Annotated in this window: 15 protein-coding genes and 1 pseudogene; 4 read left to right on the forward strand and 12 right to left on the reverse strand. The window is 68.0% G+C overall.

Annotation, left to right across the window (positions count from 1 at the left end):
- Positions 1 to 4: 4 nt before the first annotated feature.
- From N5E02_RS03415 to N5E02_RS03435, 5 genes and pseudogenes are all read right to left on the reverse strand, one after another.
- Positions 5 to 1,333: pseudogene (locus N5E02_RS03415) on the reverse strand (peptidylprolyl isomerase); the annotation flags it as partial.
- On the reverse strand, positions 1,330 to 3,810 hold the full coding sequence (lptD, locus tag N5E02_RS03420; protein WP_081275821.1) for an LPS-assembly protein LptD: 2,481 nt from the start codon (positions 3,808 to 3,810) through the stop codon (positions 1,330 to 1,332). The pseudogene N5E02_RS03415 and the gene lptD, both read right to left, overlap by 4 nt.
- A gap of 89 nt (positions 3,811 to 3,899) precedes the next feature.
- Positions 3,900 to 4,838 carry a histone deacetylase family protein gene (locus tag N5E02_RS03425; protein ID WP_053500468.1) on the reverse strand — a complete coding sequence of 313 codons (939 nt, stop codon included), beginning with the start codon at positions 4,836 to 4,838 and terminating at the stop codon, positions 3,900 to 3,902.
- A gap of 9 nt (positions 4,839 to 4,847) precedes the next feature.
- Positions 4,848 to 5,402, reverse strand: a complete 555-nt coding sequence (locus N5E02_RS03430) for a cob(I)yrinic acid a,c-diamide adenosyltransferase (RefSeq protein ID WP_065186340.1) — start codon at positions 5,400 to 5,402, stop codon at positions 4,848 to 4,850.
- 8 nt (positions 5,403 to 5,410) lie between these two features.
- A complete protein-coding gene (locus tag N5E02_RS03435) occupies positions 5,411 to 5,995 on the reverse strand; it encodes a hypothetical protein (protein ID WP_164093593.1) in 585 nt (194 codons plus the stop codon).
- Positions 5,996 to 6,104: 109 nt separating this feature from the next.
- Here N5E02_RS03435 and ubiH point away from each other — a divergent pair, with 109 nt between their 5' ends.
- Both ubiH and N5E02_RS03445 read left to right on the forward strand, forming a co-directional pair.
- Positions 6,105 to 7,313 (forward strand): 2-octaprenyl-6-methoxyphenyl hydroxylase, encoded by a 1,209-nt coding sequence (gene ubiH, locus N5E02_RS03440; RefSeq protein ID WP_065197365.1) that lies wholly within the window; start codon positions 6,105 to 6,107, stop codon positions 7,311 to 7,313.
- Positions 7,310 to 8,491, forward strand: coding sequence for a UbiH/UbiF family hydroxylase (locus N5E02_RS03445; protein ID WP_053500461.1), 1,182 nt, complete (start codon positions 7,310 to 7,312; stop codon positions 8,489 to 8,491). The genes ubiH and N5E02_RS03445 overlap by 4 nt, the downstream gene beginning before the upstream one ends.
- Positions 8,492 to 8,559: 68 nt before the next feature.
- On the opposite strand, the gene N5E02_RS03450 is transcribed toward N5E02_RS03445, so the two are convergent.
- From N5E02_RS03450 to N5E02_RS03475, 6 genes are all read right to left on the reverse strand, one after another.
- Positions 8,560 to 8,955: a hypothetical protein gene (locus tag N5E02_RS03450; protein ID WP_065179680.1), complete on the reverse strand. Its 396-nt coding sequence runs from the start codon at positions 8,953 to 8,955 to the stop codon at positions 8,560 to 8,562.
- Between the two features lie 49 nt (positions 8,956 to 9,004).
- A complete protein-coding gene (gene rlmM / locus N5E02_RS03455) occupies positions 9,005 to 10,072 on the reverse strand; it encodes a 23S rRNA (cytidine(2498)-2'-O)-methyltransferase RlmM (RefSeq protein WP_053501233.1) in 1,068 nt (355 codons plus the stop codon).
- Entirely contained in the window at positions 10,056 to 10,616 is a 561-nt protein-coding gene (locus tag N5E02_RS03460) for a nucleoside deaminase (RefSeq protein ID WP_005415358.1), read from the reverse strand. The genes rlmM and N5E02_RS03460 overlap by 17 nt, the downstream gene beginning before the upstream one ends.
- Positions 10,617 to 10,712: 96 nt before the next feature.
- Positions 10,713 to 11,435, reverse strand: a complete 723-nt coding sequence (locus N5E02_RS03465) for a DUF6348 family protein (protein WP_279945830.1) — start codon at positions 11,433 to 11,435, stop codon at positions 10,713 to 10,715.
- A 48-nt stretch (positions 11,436 to 11,483) separates the two neighbouring features.
- Positions 11,484 to 12,137, reverse strand: a complete 654-nt coding sequence (locus N5E02_RS03470; RefSeq protein WP_065179678.1) for a hypothetical protein — start codon at positions 12,135 to 12,137, stop codon at positions 11,484 to 11,486.
- Positions 12,138 to 12,180: 43 nt separating this feature from the next.
- Positions 12,181 to 13,929, reverse strand: coding sequence for a glutamine--tRNA ligase/YqeY domain fusion protein (locus tag N5E02_RS03475; protein ID WP_065186344.1), 1,749 nt, complete (start codon positions 13,927 to 13,929; stop codon positions 12,181 to 12,183).
- A gap of 258 nt (positions 13,930 to 14,187) precedes the next feature.
- Here N5E02_RS03475 and N5E02_RS03480 point away from each other — a divergent pair, with 258 nt between their 5' ends.
- Positions 14,188 to 14,451, forward strand: coding sequence for a DUF2007 domain-containing protein (locus N5E02_RS03480; RefSeq protein WP_005415362.1), 264 nt, complete (start codon positions 14,188 to 14,190; stop codon positions 14,449 to 14,451).
- Between the two features lie 30 nt (positions 14,452 to 14,481).
- Entirely contained in the window at positions 14,482 to 15,147 is a 666-nt protein-coding gene (gene msrA, locus N5E02_RS03485) for a peptide-methionine (S)-S-oxide reductase MsrA (RefSeq protein ID WP_065179689.1), read from the forward strand.
- A gap of 194 nt (positions 15,148 to 15,341) precedes the next feature.
- Here the strand turns inward: msrA and N5E02_RS03490 are convergent.
- Positions 15,342 to 15,546 (reverse strand): hypothetical protein (locus N5E02_RS03490; protein ID WP_279945832.1); only part of this gene is annotated, 205 nt, incomplete at its 5' end.

The raw sequence follows: 15,546 nt of genomic DNA on the forward strand, positions 1-15,546 counted from the left end.
GCGGCGTGGCGGTGTTTTCCGCGCGGTCGCCGCTGCGGAAGCTGACGTAGGCTTCGCCACGCAGTTCCTGCAGGAAGCGGTTGTACTCGTCTTCCAGCTTGCGGCGGCCGATGGTCTCGCGGACCTGGGCGCGCTGGTTGTCGGTGGTCACGTCGGTCTGGCGGGTCGCCACGCGCTGCACGATGTGCCAACCGGCGTCGGTGCGGAACGGCTGGCTGACGCCACCATCCTGCAGGCCACTCACCTGCTGGCCGAAGGCCGGACCGAACGCGTCAGCCGGGAACCAGCCGAGATCACCGCCCTGGCCCTTGCTGTTGTTGTCCTCGGAGGACTCCCTGGCAACGGTCTGGAAGTCGGCGCCGCCGGCAATGCGGGCGCGCAGGGTATCGATCTTGGCCTTGGCAGCGGCATCGGTCTGGTGGTCGTCCACGCGGACCAGGATGTGGCGGCCGTGGAACTCGGTGACCGTCTGCTCACCGGCGGCGGAACTGCTGTCACGCACTTCCACCAGCTTCAGCAGCTGGAAGCCGCTCGGGCCGCGGATCGGGCCGACCACCTCGCCCGGCTTCATCTTTTCCATCAACTGGGCAAAGGCCTGCGGGATTTCATCCAGGCTGCGCCAGCCCAGATCGCCGCCTTCCAGCGCGTTCGGGCTGTCCGAATAGCGCACGGCCGCCGCGTTGAAGTCCAGCTCGCCCTTGTCCAGCAGGGCCTTCACGCCATCGGCCTTCTTCTGGCCGGTGGCGATCTGGTCGGCGTTGGCACCGTCGGGCAGGGCGATCAGGATGTGCGCCAGGTGATACTGGTTGCCTACCGTGGCCTGCTGCTTCAGCGCGGCGTCGACTTCACCCTCGCTGACGCTGATGCGGCTCTGCGCGAAGCTCTGGCGCAGGCGCTGCACGGTGATCTCGTCACGCACCGACGCGCGGAAATCGTTGAAATCGATACCGTCATGGGCCAGGCGCTGGCGAAGGGCATCCAGGTTCGAACCGTTCTGCTGGGCGATGGCGTTCATCGCCTGGTTCAGCTCCTGGTCGCTGACACGGATGCCGCTGCCCTGGGCGCGGGCCACCTGCAGCTTGACCAGCACCAGGCGTTCGAGCACCTGGCGGCTGAGCACGTCTTCCGGCGGCAGCTGGTTTTCGCGGCCGGCATACTGCGCCTTGATGTTGGCGATCGCACGCTGGAGCTCGCTCTGCAGGATCACGTCCTCATCGACGACGGCAGCGATGCGGTCAAGCGGCTGCGCCTCCTGGGCAAGCACCTGCAGGGGGGCGGACACGCTGGACACCGCCAGCAGCGAGGCGAGAAGAACGGGGAAGCGCTTGGTCATGGGATCAGGTTCGGATCGTAGTCATCCCGGGTCGCCCCGGTGTTGCTCGGCGGCACGAGATAGAGGTCGTCGCGGTTGTAGCCGAGGATAGCACGGCGCAGGGTACGGTCCGTGTCCTGCCCCAGGGAGCTCAGGCCCTTGAGCACGAACTCCACCTGGATGGAGTTGTTCATCTCGCCTTCGCGGTTGCGGACATAGCGGCGGCCGACCACACGCACGGCCAGGCAGCAGCTGTCCCACTGGACACCGCCGATGATTTCCAGCGGCTCCTTGTCCTGCAGCGAGTAGTAGTAGCGACCGACCAGGCTCCAGCGCGCATTCAGCGGGTACAGGAACGACAGGTCGGCCTGTTCCAGCAGGGTACGGTCGTGCTTGTTGGCGTTGGCCGGGGCGCCCGAGTTGATGCGGTAGCGGTAGCTGAGGTTGATCACGCCATCGTTGGGCATCAGATAGCGGGCACGGACGCTGGCCAGATCCTCACGCTTGTACTTCGGGTCCCACTGGTAGGTGGCACCCAGGGTCCAGCGGTCGTTGATCATGTAGTTGCCGTCGGCGATCCACGCCGACTTGCCCTTTTCCACCGGCGCGCCGCCCGGGGTGACGGTCACCCGCGACTCGTCGAAATACTGGATCTGGCCGATGGCCGCCGAGAAGCGTTCCTTGCCGGTGGTCTGGTCGATGAAGCGGGTGCCCAATGCCAGGGTCAGCTGGTTGGCATCGTTCTGGCGGTCGGCGCCGGTGTAGCGCGAGTCGCGGAACAGCTGGCCCCAGCTGAACGTGAAGTCACGGGTGTCGAAGATCGGAAGGTCGTCCTGGTTGCGGTACGGCGTGCGCAGGTAGAACAGGCGCGGTTCCAGCGTGTGCAGGAATGACTTGCCGCCGATCGTGGTCTCGCGATCGAAGAACAGGCCGGCGTCGATGCTGCCGATCGGCAGGCTGCGGCTGGGCGATTTGTTGCCGCGCAGCTGCTCCGGCGTGGCGGTGTTCGGGTCGACGCCCTGCGAGGCCAGCACGTTGCGGCGGACGCTGTCAGCCAGGCCCTGATCCAGGTCGTAGCCGGTGTAGCGGTAGGCCAGGGTCGGGGTGACGTACCACGCCGCGCCACTGATCGGGAACGACACGTACGGCTTCACGTCCAGTCGCGAGCCGCCGTACATGCGTTGGGTCTGGCCGTTGCGCGTGTACTGCAGGTCGGGTCCCGCATCGGCGCCGTACTTGAAGTTGATGTCGTCGTGGGTGAAGCGCACGGCTTCGGCATAGATGCCGGTTTCCAGCCACGGCAGGACCGGCTTGTCCCAGTTGAAGTACAGGCGCGGCTGGCGGTTGTACGGCAGCGCGCTTTCATTGAGCGTGTAGTCGGTCAGCTGCCAGCGGTCGGCCATGATGCCGGCCGTCCAGTTCCTGCCGGTGCCGTACAGGCCCACGGTGCTCTGCAGGTTCGAGGCAGTCACCCCGACCAGGCGGTTGGCGAAGTCCTCGACATAGCGCTCGTCGCTGACCCAGGCCAGGTTCGCACGGGCCTGCCAGTGGCTGTCCACGTTGTGGTAACCGCTGAACATCACCCGGCCGCGGTCGCGGTCGCGCAGCTTGTCGTTGGGCATGAACGCGGTCAGCAGTTCGCCGCGGCCGCCGTTGTAGAGATAGCGGAACTCGTTGTCGAGCATCAGGCCGCGGCGGCTCATGTAGCGCGGGGTCAACGTGTCGTCGTAGTTCGGCGCCAGGTTGAAGTAGATCGGCTGTGCGTAGTCGAATCCGTTGCGCCCGGACATGCCCAGCTGCGGGAACAGCAGGCCGGTCTTGCGGCGGTCATCGATCGGGAACTTGAAGTACGGCGCCCACAGCACCGGCACCTTGCCGATCCGCAGCACGGCGTTGCGGGCGGTGCCGAAGCCCTCGTCGTTGTCCACTTCGATCTGCGGCGCCGACAGCTTCCACACCGGCTGTGACGGGTCGCAGGTGGTGTAGGTGGAGCGGTGCATCTGGCCGACCGCGCCCTGCAGGTCGACCGACTCGGCATCGCCGTTGCCGCGGCGCGACACCAGCTGGTACTTGATGTCGGTGATCTTGTGGGTGTCGCTTTCCTGGTTGCCCTCGGCGCGCTTGGCGACCATGCGGATCGAGGAGTCCTGGTAGCGGACATTGCCGTCGGCGATGTAGTTGCCGCTCTCGGTATCGAAGCTGAGCTTGTCGGTGCCGACGAACTGGTCGCCGCGGCGCAGGGCCACGTTGCCTTCGTACTGCGGCACAGTGGTCGTGCCCAGCAGCTGGTCACCCTCGATGTCGGTCGGCTGCTGCTCGCGCGCAGCGCTGGCGGCGGCCTTGTCCTGCCCCGGGACCGGGGTGGGCGCATCGGTGAACGCGGGAATCACGTCGGTAGCCGGGCACAGGCCCCAGTTGAGCGGCTTTTCATCGGCCATTGCCGGCAGGCAGATGGCGATGCTCAGAGGCAGGGGAAGCAGGCGGAGGGCTCGGCGCACGCGGTTCGGATTCGGGCGAAAACGGACGGTAGCTTGCCCCATCCCTTGCATAGGGGCAATGAAGGACGCCGCAGCCTGCCGGTTCGGGTTCATCCGGAGACGCTGCCGGGAGGGGGCAGCAGCAGGGCCCGGACATGGGCCACGCTGCACTCGGCAAGGGCCTGCAGGTCATAGCCGCCTTCCAGCATCGAGACCACCCGGCCGGCCGCATGACGGCGCGCCAGCGCATGAAGCTCCCGGGTGATCCAGGCGAAATCGTCGGTTTCCAGCATCAGGTCGGCCTGCGGGTCACGCAGGTGGGCGTCGAAGCCGGCCGAGATCAGCAGCAGCTGCGGACGGAAGTCGTCGATGGCCGGCAGCATTTCGTCGGCCCACACGTTGCGGAAGCGGAAACCGCCACTGCCCGGGGGCAGCAGGATGTTCATCAGGTTGCCGGCACCGCGGTCGCGGCGCAGGCCGGAATTGGGGAACAGGCCGGCCTGGTGGGTGCTGTAGTACGAGACCCGGGCGTCGTGCTGGAAGATGTCCTGGGTGCCGTTGCCATGGTGGACATCGAAATCGACCACCGCGATCCGCTCCAGCCCATGGCGGTCGCGGGCATGGGCCGCGGCAATGGCAATGTTGTTGAGCAGGCAGAAGCCCATCGCGGTGCTGCTGGTGGCGTGGTGGCCCGGGGGCCGCACCGCGCAGAACGCCAGCGGATCCTCGCCCAGCATCACTGCATCGACCGCGGCCACCCCGGCGCCGGCGGCGTGCACGGCGGCACTGGCCGAGCCCGGCGAGGTCCAGGTGTCCATGTCCAGCTGGCGCAGCGGCGCGGTCTGCGGCTGCAGCACGAAGTCGAGCAGGGCACTGTCGTGGACCCGGGTCAGTTCGCCGAACTTGGCCGGCGGCGCCTCGCGCCAGTCGAGCTGGCCGGGGAACGCGGCGTGCAGGGCATCGAGTACTTGCTGCAGGCGTTGCGGGCACTCCGGATGGCCGGGGCCGGGGTCATGCAGCAGGCAGGACGGATGGGTGAAGACCAGCATCGTGCCGACTCAGCGCTGGCGCTGCTGTGGCTGCCACAGCGCTTCGCCATGGCCGTCGGCGCGGGCCAGTACGCGCGCCAGCACGAACAGCAGGTCCGACAGCCGGTTGAGGTACTGCAGCGCCTCGCTGCGCACGGGCTCAAGGCGGGCCAGGGTGACGGTCTCGCGCTCGGCGCGGCGGACGATGGTGCGGGCCAGGTGGCAGCGTGCGGCGGCCTCGCCACCAGCCGGCAGGATGAACTCCTTCAACATCGGCAGGTTGGCGTTGTAGTGGTCCAGCTGCTGTTCCAGTGCCGAGACATCGGCGGCGTGGATGGCGACGTGGCCCGGGATGCACAGCTCGGCACCCAGGTCGAACAGCTGGTGCTGCAGATGCACCACCAGCGCGCGGACATCCTCGGGCAGCGCGGTGGCAAGCAGCAGGCCGAGCGCAGCGTTGGCTTCATCGACGGTGCCGTAGGACGCCACCCGGGCGTCGTCCTTGGCCACGCGCTGGCCGTCGCCGAGGCCGGTACTGCCGTCGTCGCCGGTGCGGGTATAGATGCGCGAGAGGCGATGGCCCATGGCGCGGCTCAGTGCCGGATGTCGCGGCGGGCCTGCTGAAGCTTCAGTACCTGCTCCACCGCCAGCTGCAATGCCGCCGCCAGCGCCACGTAGATCGCGGTGGTGCGCAGGTAGGGGCCGAACCATTGTGCGTAGTTCTGCGCCCAACCGGCCAGCGTCGGCTCGGCCACGTTGCGGGTGGTCCAGTAGAAACCGCCCTGCGCCAGCAGGTGGCAGACCGCCACCGAGGCCACCAGCAGCAGTGCACCCTTGGCCAGCACCGGCCAGCGTGCGCCCTGGTAGTTGCGGCCCAGCAGCATGCCGCCGGCCCACAGCGAGAAATACGCCGGCAGCAGCAGCCAGTAACCCGGCGACACGCAGTAGTGCTGCCAGAAATCCAGGCCGCTGCTGCGGATCACGATCCAGTCCACCAGCACGGCGAACACCATCAGCAGCGGAAACGCCCAGCGTGTCCACGTGGCCAGGTAGAAGCCACCGATGAAGAACACCGCCCAGGAGGCATCGGGGATCGCCGCGAAGTGGTTGACCCGGGTCGCCGCCAGCAACAGCACGAGGACGGACAGGACGAAGGCGCGGTTGGCGATGGCGGACATGGCAGCGGGCCCGGAGCGGATTCAGGTTTCATTCTAGCCCGCCGCGCCGGTTAGCGCAGGTCGGGTGGTGTTGGGCGTTCGGGCAGGGCGAGCGCGTATCATGAACATCATGAGTGAACGACATGACGTGCTGATCGTCGGTGGTGGCCTGGTCGGTGCCAGCCTGGCCATCGCCCTGGACCGCCTGGGCCGCGATGTGGGCCTGCTCGAGGCCAGCCCGGCCGGCGAGCTGCCGGCGGTGTTCGACCAGCGCAACCTCAGTTTTGCCGCTGCCACGGTCAATGCGCTGACCGCGCTGGGGGTCATGCAGAAGCTGGCGATGGCGCCGGGCCCGATCCGCCGCATCCACGTCAGCCGCGCCGGCGATTTCGGCCGCGTGCAGCTGGAGGCTTCCGACTACGACCGGCCGTGGTTCGGCCAGGTGGTGGTGGCGCGGGACTTCGGCCAGGCGCTGGAAGCGCGCCTGCAGGAGCTGCCGCGGCTGCGGCGCTACCGGCCCATGCGCTTCCTGGGCCTGGGCGAGGTGGTCGATGGCTACCGCCAGGTGCGGGTGGCCGACGAGACCGGCGAACGCGTGCTGCAGGCCCGGCTGGTGGTGGGGGCCGATGGCACGACCAGTGGCGTGCGCGGCGCGCTCGGCATCGAGGTCGACCGCCATGATTTCCAGCAGACCCTGTTCGTGGCCCGCGTGCGCAGCCAGCGTGCGCCGGACGGCACCGCCTGGGAGCGCTTCACCGATACCGGCCCGACCGCCCTGCTGCCGCGTGGTGATCGCCACTTCGGCACCGTGCACGGTGTTGCGCGCGACCAGGCCGATGCGGTGATGGCGCTGGACGATGCGGCTTGGCTGCAACGCCTGCAGAACGCGATCGGCTGGCGCGCGGGCCGGCTGCTCGAATCCGGCCCGCGCAGTGCTTATCCGCTCATCCAGGTGCTGGCGCGCGCGTTGGCCGGAGAGCGCGCGGTGCTGCTCGGCAATGCCGCGCAGACCGTCCATCCGCTGGGGGCGCAGGGCTTCAACCTGGGCCTGCGCGATGCGCTGACCCTGGCTGAACTGCTGGAGGATGCGCATGAGGATGCCGGCAGCGATGCACTGCTGCAGGCCTATGTCGCGCGCCGCGAAGAGGACCGCCGGCAGACGGTGGCGTTCTCCGGCGGGCTGGCGCGCCTGACCAGCAATCCGGCGCCGTTGATGCGGCCGCTGCGCAGCCTCGGCCTGGTGGCCGCGCAGCGCGCCTCGGTGCAATCGATGCTGGTCGGTGGTGCGATGGGCTTCCGCGGCGAGGTGCCGCGGCTGTGCCGTGGAGAAGCGGCATGAGCCGGCGCGCGCGTCTTGATGTGGCCATCATCGGCGGTGGCGTGGTCGGTGCCGCGTGTGCGCTGGCGCTGGCTGATGCTGGCCTGTCGGTGGCGCTGGTGGAAGGTCGCGAACCGGCGCCGTGGCAGGCCGCACAGCCGGACCTGCGCGTGTTCGCCTTCGCTGCCGACAACGTACAGCTGCTGAATCGTCTTGGTGTGTGGCCGGCGATCGCGCAGGCCCGTGCATGGCCCTACCGGCGCATGCAGGTGTGGGACGCTGCCGGTGGCGAGGATCTGCTGTTCGACGCCGATCGCTTCGGCCGTCGCGAACTGGGCTACATCGTCGAGAACGGGCTGCTGCAGGACCGCCTGTGGTCGGCGCTGCCGGCGGCGGGTGTGCAGCTGCACTGCCCGGCACGGGTGGACGCGCTGGAGCAGGACGAGGACGGCGTGCGCCTGCGCCTGGATGACGGGCGTCGCCTGGAAGCGGCGTTGGCGGTGGCCGCCGACGGCGCCGAATCGACCCTCCGCCAGCTGGCCGGGATAGAGGTGGAGCGCCATGACTACCACCAGCGTGGCGTGGTGGCCTACGTGGACAGCGATCTTCCCAACCAGGCCACGGCCTGGCAGCGCTTCCTGCCAAGCGGGCCGCTGGCGTTGCTGCCGGTGGCCGAGCGCCGCAGCTCGATCGTCTGGACCCTGCCCGAGGACGAGGCGGCGCGTGTTCTGGCACTGGACGAGGACAGCTTCAACCGCGAACTGACCCGCGCCTTCGCGGCACGCCTGGGTGAGCTGCGGTTGGCCTCCCCGCGAGCGGCATTCCCGCTGCGCCGCCAGCTGGCCCGTCACTACGTGGCCGGTCGTGTACTGGCGTTGGGTGACGCGGCGCATGTGGTGCATCCGCTGGCCGGGCAGGGCGTGAACCTGGGGCTGCGTGATGTCGCCGCCCTGCAGCAGTGGCTGGCACCCTCGGCAGAGCGCCGCGGCCAACCGCGGCTGTCGCCGCAGCGCCTGCAGCGCTGGGCACGCGAACGGCGGAGCGACAACCACATCGCCGCCTACAGCTTCGATGCGATCAACCGCCTGTTCTCCAACGACGAAATGCACCTGACCCTGGCCCGGGGCCGTGCGTTGGGCTGCGTCGGCCGATGGCCGCCGCTGGTGCAGGCGTTCTGGAAGCGCGCCGCCGGCGTCTGAAGCAAAAAGGGGACGGAGGGGATTAAGTCGTATGTGCACATACGACTTAATCCCCTCCGTCCCCTTTTTCAATCCACCAGCCAGCCGGCCAGGTCGGTGCGGTCCAGCTTGCCGCGATGCCTGCGGTCCAGCGAATTGAATTCGTCGGCCAGCGCCGGGTTGGCCTGCGCTTCCTCGCGGCTGATGAAACCATCGCCGTTCACATCCAGCGCGGCGAAGTGGATGCGGTACTGGCCAACCACGCTGCTGGGCTCCAGCGAACGCACCGTCACCTGTGCCTCGCCGGCCGGCTGTGCAATCTCGACGCTGCCGCTGACCCGACCGGCATCCAGTGGCTGCTGGCGGATCGCGCCGCCGGTGGGGCCCAGCGGCTGGCTCTGCGCAGGGGTGTGCGGCAGTTGCTGGGCCATGGCCGGTGCGACTGACAGCAAAGTGATCAGCAGGGTGAGCGAGTGGTAGCGCATGGTTCCGTTCCCCGGTAGCGCCGGGCCATGCCCGGCGGATGCAATGGGATCAGCGCAGCGGCGAGGCCAGCACGGTGATCTCTTCACGATCGTGATAGAGCTGCTTGGCGCGCACCACCAGCGGCTTCCCGGCCTGGTCCTGGAACAGGTCCAGGCACAGCCGGGTCTCGTCCCAGCGCTTCTTCATCGGCAGCTTCAGATTGAAGATCGCATGCCTGCACCAGCCTTCGCGGAACCAGGTGGCCATGCGTTCGGCGACGCGGCGCGGCTGCTCGACCATGTCGCAGACCATCCAGTCCAGCGGTTGTTCCGGGTGCCAGTGGAAGCCATCGGCGCGCAGGTGCTCGACCAGGCCGGTGTCCAGCACGTGCTGGCGCAGCGGGCCATTGTCGATGCTCAGCACGTGCATGTGCTGCCGGGTGAGCACCCAGGTCCAGCCACCGGGGGCGGCGCCAAGGTCGGCCGCGCGCATGCCGGGCTTGGCCAGCGCCTCGCGTTCTTCAGGCGTCAGTAGGGTCAACAGCGCCTCGTCCAGCTTCAGCGCCGAACGCGAAGGCGCTTCGGGCAGCAGCTTCAGGCGCGGAATGCCCAATGCCCACGGCGCGCTGTCGCCCGGGTCGGCCACGCAGACGAAGGCATGGGTACCGTCGACGAACACCACATGCAGGCGCGGCAGGCGGGTGTTCGGCTTGTCGCTGAGCTTGCCGGCCTTGCGCAGCGCCGGGCGCAGTGCATTGCCAAAGGAACGCGCCAGGCCGGACAACGGCTTGCCAGCGTCGGAATCGGGATGCTCCACCCACAGGTCGCCGAAGCGCGGCGCATCGGCCAGCACCTCCAGCATCGGCGTGATGCGGTCGGCCGGATCCAGCTGCGGCAGCTCGGCCAGCACCACCAGCTTCTGCCGCGCGAAGATCAGTTCGCGCCAGCGCAGGCGCGGTGCCAGCGCCGCGGCCTCGTCGCACATGAACAGCACGTAGCCGTCATTGCGCTGGGTACGCGCATAACCGGCGAAACCGGCTTCGCCGGCACGGAACTGCAGTTCGCCGGCCAGCTCGGGCTCGAAACCCTGCCGGCACAGGCACAGCAGGCCGATGCCGGTTTCAGTAACGGGCGCCATCGCTTTCCCCATAGGCACGCAGCACGCTGCGCGCGGCGTCGCGGTTCAGGCCCTGCACCACTTCGATGCCACGCTTGTTGAGCTCGCCGACCCAGTCGGCCGGCAGCGGGCCTTCGTCAAACGGAGTCAGTTCTTCGACGTCGGCTGCACTGGCACCGATCAGCAGGCGGTCGATGCCGGCCCACACGGTGGCGCCGTAGCACTGGCAGCACGGCTGCGAGCTGGTGGCCAGGGTGACCGGCGACAGCACCGCGTTCAGGCGCGGGGTCTGCAGGCGTTGCTGGGCCAGCATGTAGGCCATGTTCTCGGCGTGCGCCAGCGAGGTCGCGTGTGGCATCACCCGGTTCACGCCGGCAGCGATCACCTTGTCGTCCGGGCCGAACACCACGGCGCCGAACGGGCCGCCACTGGCGTGCTCGACGTTCAGCCGCGACAGCTCGATCGCCAGCGCGACCTTGGCCTCATCGCCCGGATATCGACGATCCAGGTCGATCTGGTCGTGGATCCAGGCGGGAAGGGTCAGGTGGACTTGCGCGTACAGCATCGCGGGGGTGCCTCGTAGGGATGGAAGAAAGTGCGGTTGCTTGGGAAACCGGCGCGCAGTGTAGCCGCACCGGCCTGTATCGGGTGTGGCGGTGGGTCAGCCGGGCGAGCCGGTGCGGATCACCACGTACTGCTTGCGGAACTCCAGCCCGGCCTGCGGCCAGCTGGCTGCATAGGCACGCAGCAGGGGCAGGGCGGCGGCGAAATCGTGGCCGTTGACCCGGCAATCGGCCTCGCACAGGCCATCGGCATCGCGCGAGGCGAACAGGCGGATGGCCAGGAACGGGCGCGCCTTCAGCAGCTCGTCGAAGGCGTCCATGCTCCTGGTGAACAGGCAGCACGGACAGGACCCATGGTCGTCCTCGCTGCAGGTGCTGGCGTCCACCTCGTGCTCGCGGTAATGCGCCAGCGGACCCAGCACCACGGTGCGTTCGTGTTCCCGGCCCTCATCGCCGGCCGGATAGGTCAGGCCCATCATTGGCAGGGCCTGTGCGTCTTCGGCGCCGATCACGGTCTGCAGGGTCACCAGGTCCACCCGTGCCCAGGCCTGGAAGCCGGCCAGCAGCGATGTCTGTTCATCGGTACCGTTGGCGTGCTGGTACTCGAACAGGCCGTCAGCGAACAGCAGCGGATGCTGGCTTTCGATGACGGTGGAGGTCTGCCAGCCCCCGTTGTCGCGCGCGTGTGCGGCCATCGCATGCGGGGTCAGGCGCAGTCCGCTGTCCAGCAGCAGCGCGTTGCCGTCGATGCGGCTGGCGACGCTGGCGTCCTGCAGGGCCTGCTGCAGCAGTGGGAGGAGGGCGGTGGACGTCGTGGTCATGTCAGGCCTGTGGATGGATCGGGTGGAGCATCCAGGCCGGGCCTGGTGCTAGCGGTCGAGCGCGTCAAGTTCGGCGCGATAGCGCTGCGCGTCGGACTGCTGCTGCGGGTCGTTGCCGTGGTCGCGCAGCCAGCTTTCCAGCTCGCGGCGATAGTCCGCGCGGAAATCGGCATTACCCGGGCTGAAATGCAGCTTGCGTGCCGCCACCTCCACCCGCTCGCGCGCGCTGGCCCGCGCCTGGGCGACGCCGTACGGGGATTCATTGGTGAGGATGACGAAGTTGCGTGGGAAGCCCGGCGTGTACTTGACCACGAACGGCTGGTCGCGCGCCGGGATGCGGATGGCGTTTTCCAGCGGCCACAGCGAAGCGGTGTTGGTGTGGAACACCACGTCCACGTCGCGGCCCTCGGCGGTACGCAGCACCCCTTCGTAGCGCCAGATGTACTGTTCGTTGAGCGTCGAGCTGGTTCGCTCTGCCTTGACGATCACCGCTTCGCCGCGCTCGCCCACTAGGTTGAGGAAGGTGGCGTTGAGGAAGTGGCCGAAGAACATGTTGAGCATCGCCAGCGGGAACACCACGATGGCGTAGCCTGGAAAGCGTCGCCACCACGAGACCAGCCCGGCCAGCACCATCGCTGCAAAGAACGTCAGCAGCGGATGCTGCGAGATGAACCAGAGCAGGACGGACAGGGCGGTGATCATCGTCGGGGGCGTGCGGGCGCCGTGTGGGCGCCCGCGCAGGTGCTCAGGCCGACCAGGTGTCGCGCAGGGTCACGCTGCGGTTGAACACCGGCTTGGCTTCGGTGTGATCGCGGCGGTCGGCGACGAAATAGCCGGTGCGCTCGAACTGGAACGACTGCTCCGGTGCGGCGCTGGCTGCGGCCGGCTCGACATAGCCGGTGACGGTACGGCGCGATTCCGGGTTCAGGTAGTCGCGGTAGGTCTTGCCTTCCGATTCGTCGTCAGGGTTCGGCACCGAGAACAGGCGGTCGTACAGGCGGATCTCGGCCGGTACGCCGTGCACGGCGCTCACCCAGTGGATGGTGCCCTTGACCTTGCGGTTGGCGCCTTCCATGCCCGGACGCGATTCCGGATCGAGCCAGCCGCGCAGTTCGATGATGGTGCCGTCGGCATCCTTGATCACTTCGTCGCAGCGGATGATGCCGGCGCCACGCAGGCGCACTTCGCCGCCCGGCACCAGGCGCTTCCAGCCCTTCGGCGGCACTTCGGCGAAGTCCTCGCGATCGATCCACACTTCGCGGGCGAACGGAACTTCGCGGCTGCCGAAGCTCTCGTCCTTCGGGTGGTTGCTGAAGGTCAGCAGTTCTTCGTGGCCTTCCGGAAGGTTGGTCAGCACCAGCTTGACCGGGTCGACCACGGCCATGCGGCGCGGCGCGGCGCTGTCGAGGTCCTCGCGCAGTGCGCCTTCGAGCACGCTGAAGTCTATCAGCGAATTCTGCTTGCTGATGCCCACGCGCTCGGCGAACAGGCGCATCGCGGCCGGGGTGTAGCCACGGCGTCGCAGGCCCTGCAGGGTCGGCATGCGCGGGTCTTCCCAGCCATCCACCAGCTGTTCAGTGACCAGCGCCATCAGCTTGCGCTTGCTCATCACCGTGTAGTTGATGTTCAGGCGCGAGAACTCGATCTGGCGCGGCTTGGCCGCTTCGCGTGGCAGCCCGGCATCGACCAGGGGCTGGGTCAGCGCGTCGTCATGGGCGAAATCGACGTTGTCCACGCACCAGTCGTACAGCGGGCGGTGGTCTTCGAATTCCAGCGTGCACAGCGAGTGCGTGATGCCCTCGATCGAATCACCCAACGCATGGGCGAAGTCGTACATCGGGTAGATCGGCCACGCGTTGCCGGTGTTCTGGTGCTCGACGTGCTTGATGCGGTACAGCGCCGGATCGCGCAGGTTGATGTTGCCGCTGGCCATGTCGATCTTCGCGCGCAGGGTGCGCGCGCCATCGGGGAACTCACCGGCGCGCATGCGGCGGAACAGGTCGAGGTTTTCCTCGACGCTGCGGTCGCGCCACGGCGACGGGCGACCCGGCTCGGTCAGGGTGCCGCGGTAGGCACGCACTTCTTCGGCCGACAGGTCGCAGACATAGGCCTTGCCCTGTTCGATCAGCTTCTCGGCGGCCAGGTAGTAGGCCTGGAAGTAGTCCGAGGCGTGGCGCAGCTCGTTCCAGCTGAAGCCCAGCCAGCGCACGTCGTCCTGGATCGCGGCCACGTATTCCGGATCTTCCTTGGCCGGGTTGGTGTCATCGAAGCGCAGGTTGCAGACGCCGCTGAATTCACCGGCGATGCCGAAGTTCAGGCAGATCGACTTGGCGTGACCGATGTGCAGGTAGCCGTTCGGCTCCGGCGGGAAGCGGGTCTTGATCGCCTGGTGCTTTCCGCTGGCCAGGTCCTCGCGCACGATCTGGCGGATGAAATCGCGCTTCTCGTGGCTGTCGGCGGGGGTCTCGGGGCTGGCGGGGGTATGCTCGGACATGAGTCGGCGAAAAGAAAGGCAGAAAGACCAACAGTCTAGCGCGTACGGGGCAGGGCTGCCCGGTGGGGTGTGGGGATGCCGGCCAGCGGCCGGCACTACCCAACTGCACGGCGATCCACATTCCGCCGGCCCGCTGCCGGCGCTACCGGAAGGTGGATGGGTAGTGCCGGCCGCTGGCCGGCAGAACGGTCATGCGCCGTCACCACCACCATTCAGCCCCCAGGCGTATGCTGGACCCTTGCCCCGAGGAGCCGCCGCATGCACATCGTGTACAAGGCCGACAACCTGTTCGACGCCCATCTGGTCAAGCACGCCCTGGAAGACGCCGGTATCCCTGCGTTCGTGTTCGGAGAGCAGCTGCTGGGCGGGATGGGCGAGCTGCCGCTGTTTGGCGTGTTGCGGGTCGGCATCCCCGATGCGGCGCGGCCGCAGGCCGAGGACATCGTAGCGGCGCTGGACTTGGGCCAGGCCCCGTCCGACCCCATTTCCGATGCAGACGACATTGCCGGTCTTCCGGCGTAGGAGCGCATCATGTTGGGAATTGGCCAGGGCATCCTCGGCATCGGCGCCTTCAAGCAGCGCCTGCCGCGCCCGGAAGAGGCGCTACCGGGGCGTGACCAACCGCTGCCGCTGCACAGCAACCAGCACTTCGTGAACAGCCATCCGCTGAAGGACCGTTTCGCCGGCCTGCAGCAGATCCGCTTTGCGCTGGGCTGTTTCTGGGGCGCCGAGCGCAAGTTCTGGACCGAGCCGGGCGTGTACAGCACCTCGGTCGGCTATGCAGGTGGCATCACGCCGAACCCGACCTATGAAGAGGTCTGCTCGGGCCTGACCGGCCACACCGAAGTGGTGCAGGTGGTGTTCGACCCGGCGGTGGTGAGCCTGGAGCGGCTGCTGCAGCTGTTCTGGGAAAGCCACGATCCAACCCAGGGCATGCGTCAGGGCAACGACACCGGCACCCAGTACCGCTCGGCGATCCATGCCACCGACGAGGCCCAGTACAAGGCCGCGCTGGCCAGCCGCGAGGCCTACCAGACGCAGCTGGCTGCGGCCGGCTACGGCCCGATCACCACCGAGATCGTGTACCCGGCACCGGCGTACTACTACGCCGAGGACTACCACCAGCAGTACCTGGCGAAGAATCCGAACGGCTACTGCGGCATCGGCGGCACCGGCGTGAGCTGCCCGATCGGGTTGGATGTGGAGGCGCCGCGCTGACGCGCGGTGGTCCGCCTGCGGCGGGCTGAAGCTGAAAGCAACTGCCAAAGCCAAAGCCAAAGCGGCTCTGGGTTGCTGATGGTTTGGCGGGACGGGTACAGATGGCGGGACACGCCGTAAACCCGTCCCTGGGGGCTCGGCCACGGCATCCATGCCGTGGACGGTCCCGCCATCTGTACCCGTCCCGCCTCCGATCATTTCCCGGTGACGGTGGGCAGGAGCAGTGGATTACTGACGAACTGAAGGAAAACAAAAAGGACGCGGCGTTCGCCGCGTCCTTCTTGTTTGATCCTGCAGTGCTTTCTGTAGAGCGGAGCCATGCTCCGCTCCAAGCAAGCGAAGCGCGCGACCCGCTGTTGCTCTTCTTTCTTTCTTCCGTGGCGGGTGGCCACCGGAAAC

Origin of the sequence: Stenotrophomonas sp. GD03777, from assembly GCF_029842485.1 — a bacterium.
GTDB classification, from domain to species: domain Bacteria; phylum Pseudomonadota; class Gammaproteobacteria; order Xanthomonadales; family Xanthomonadaceae; genus Stenotrophomonas; species Stenotrophomonas sepilia.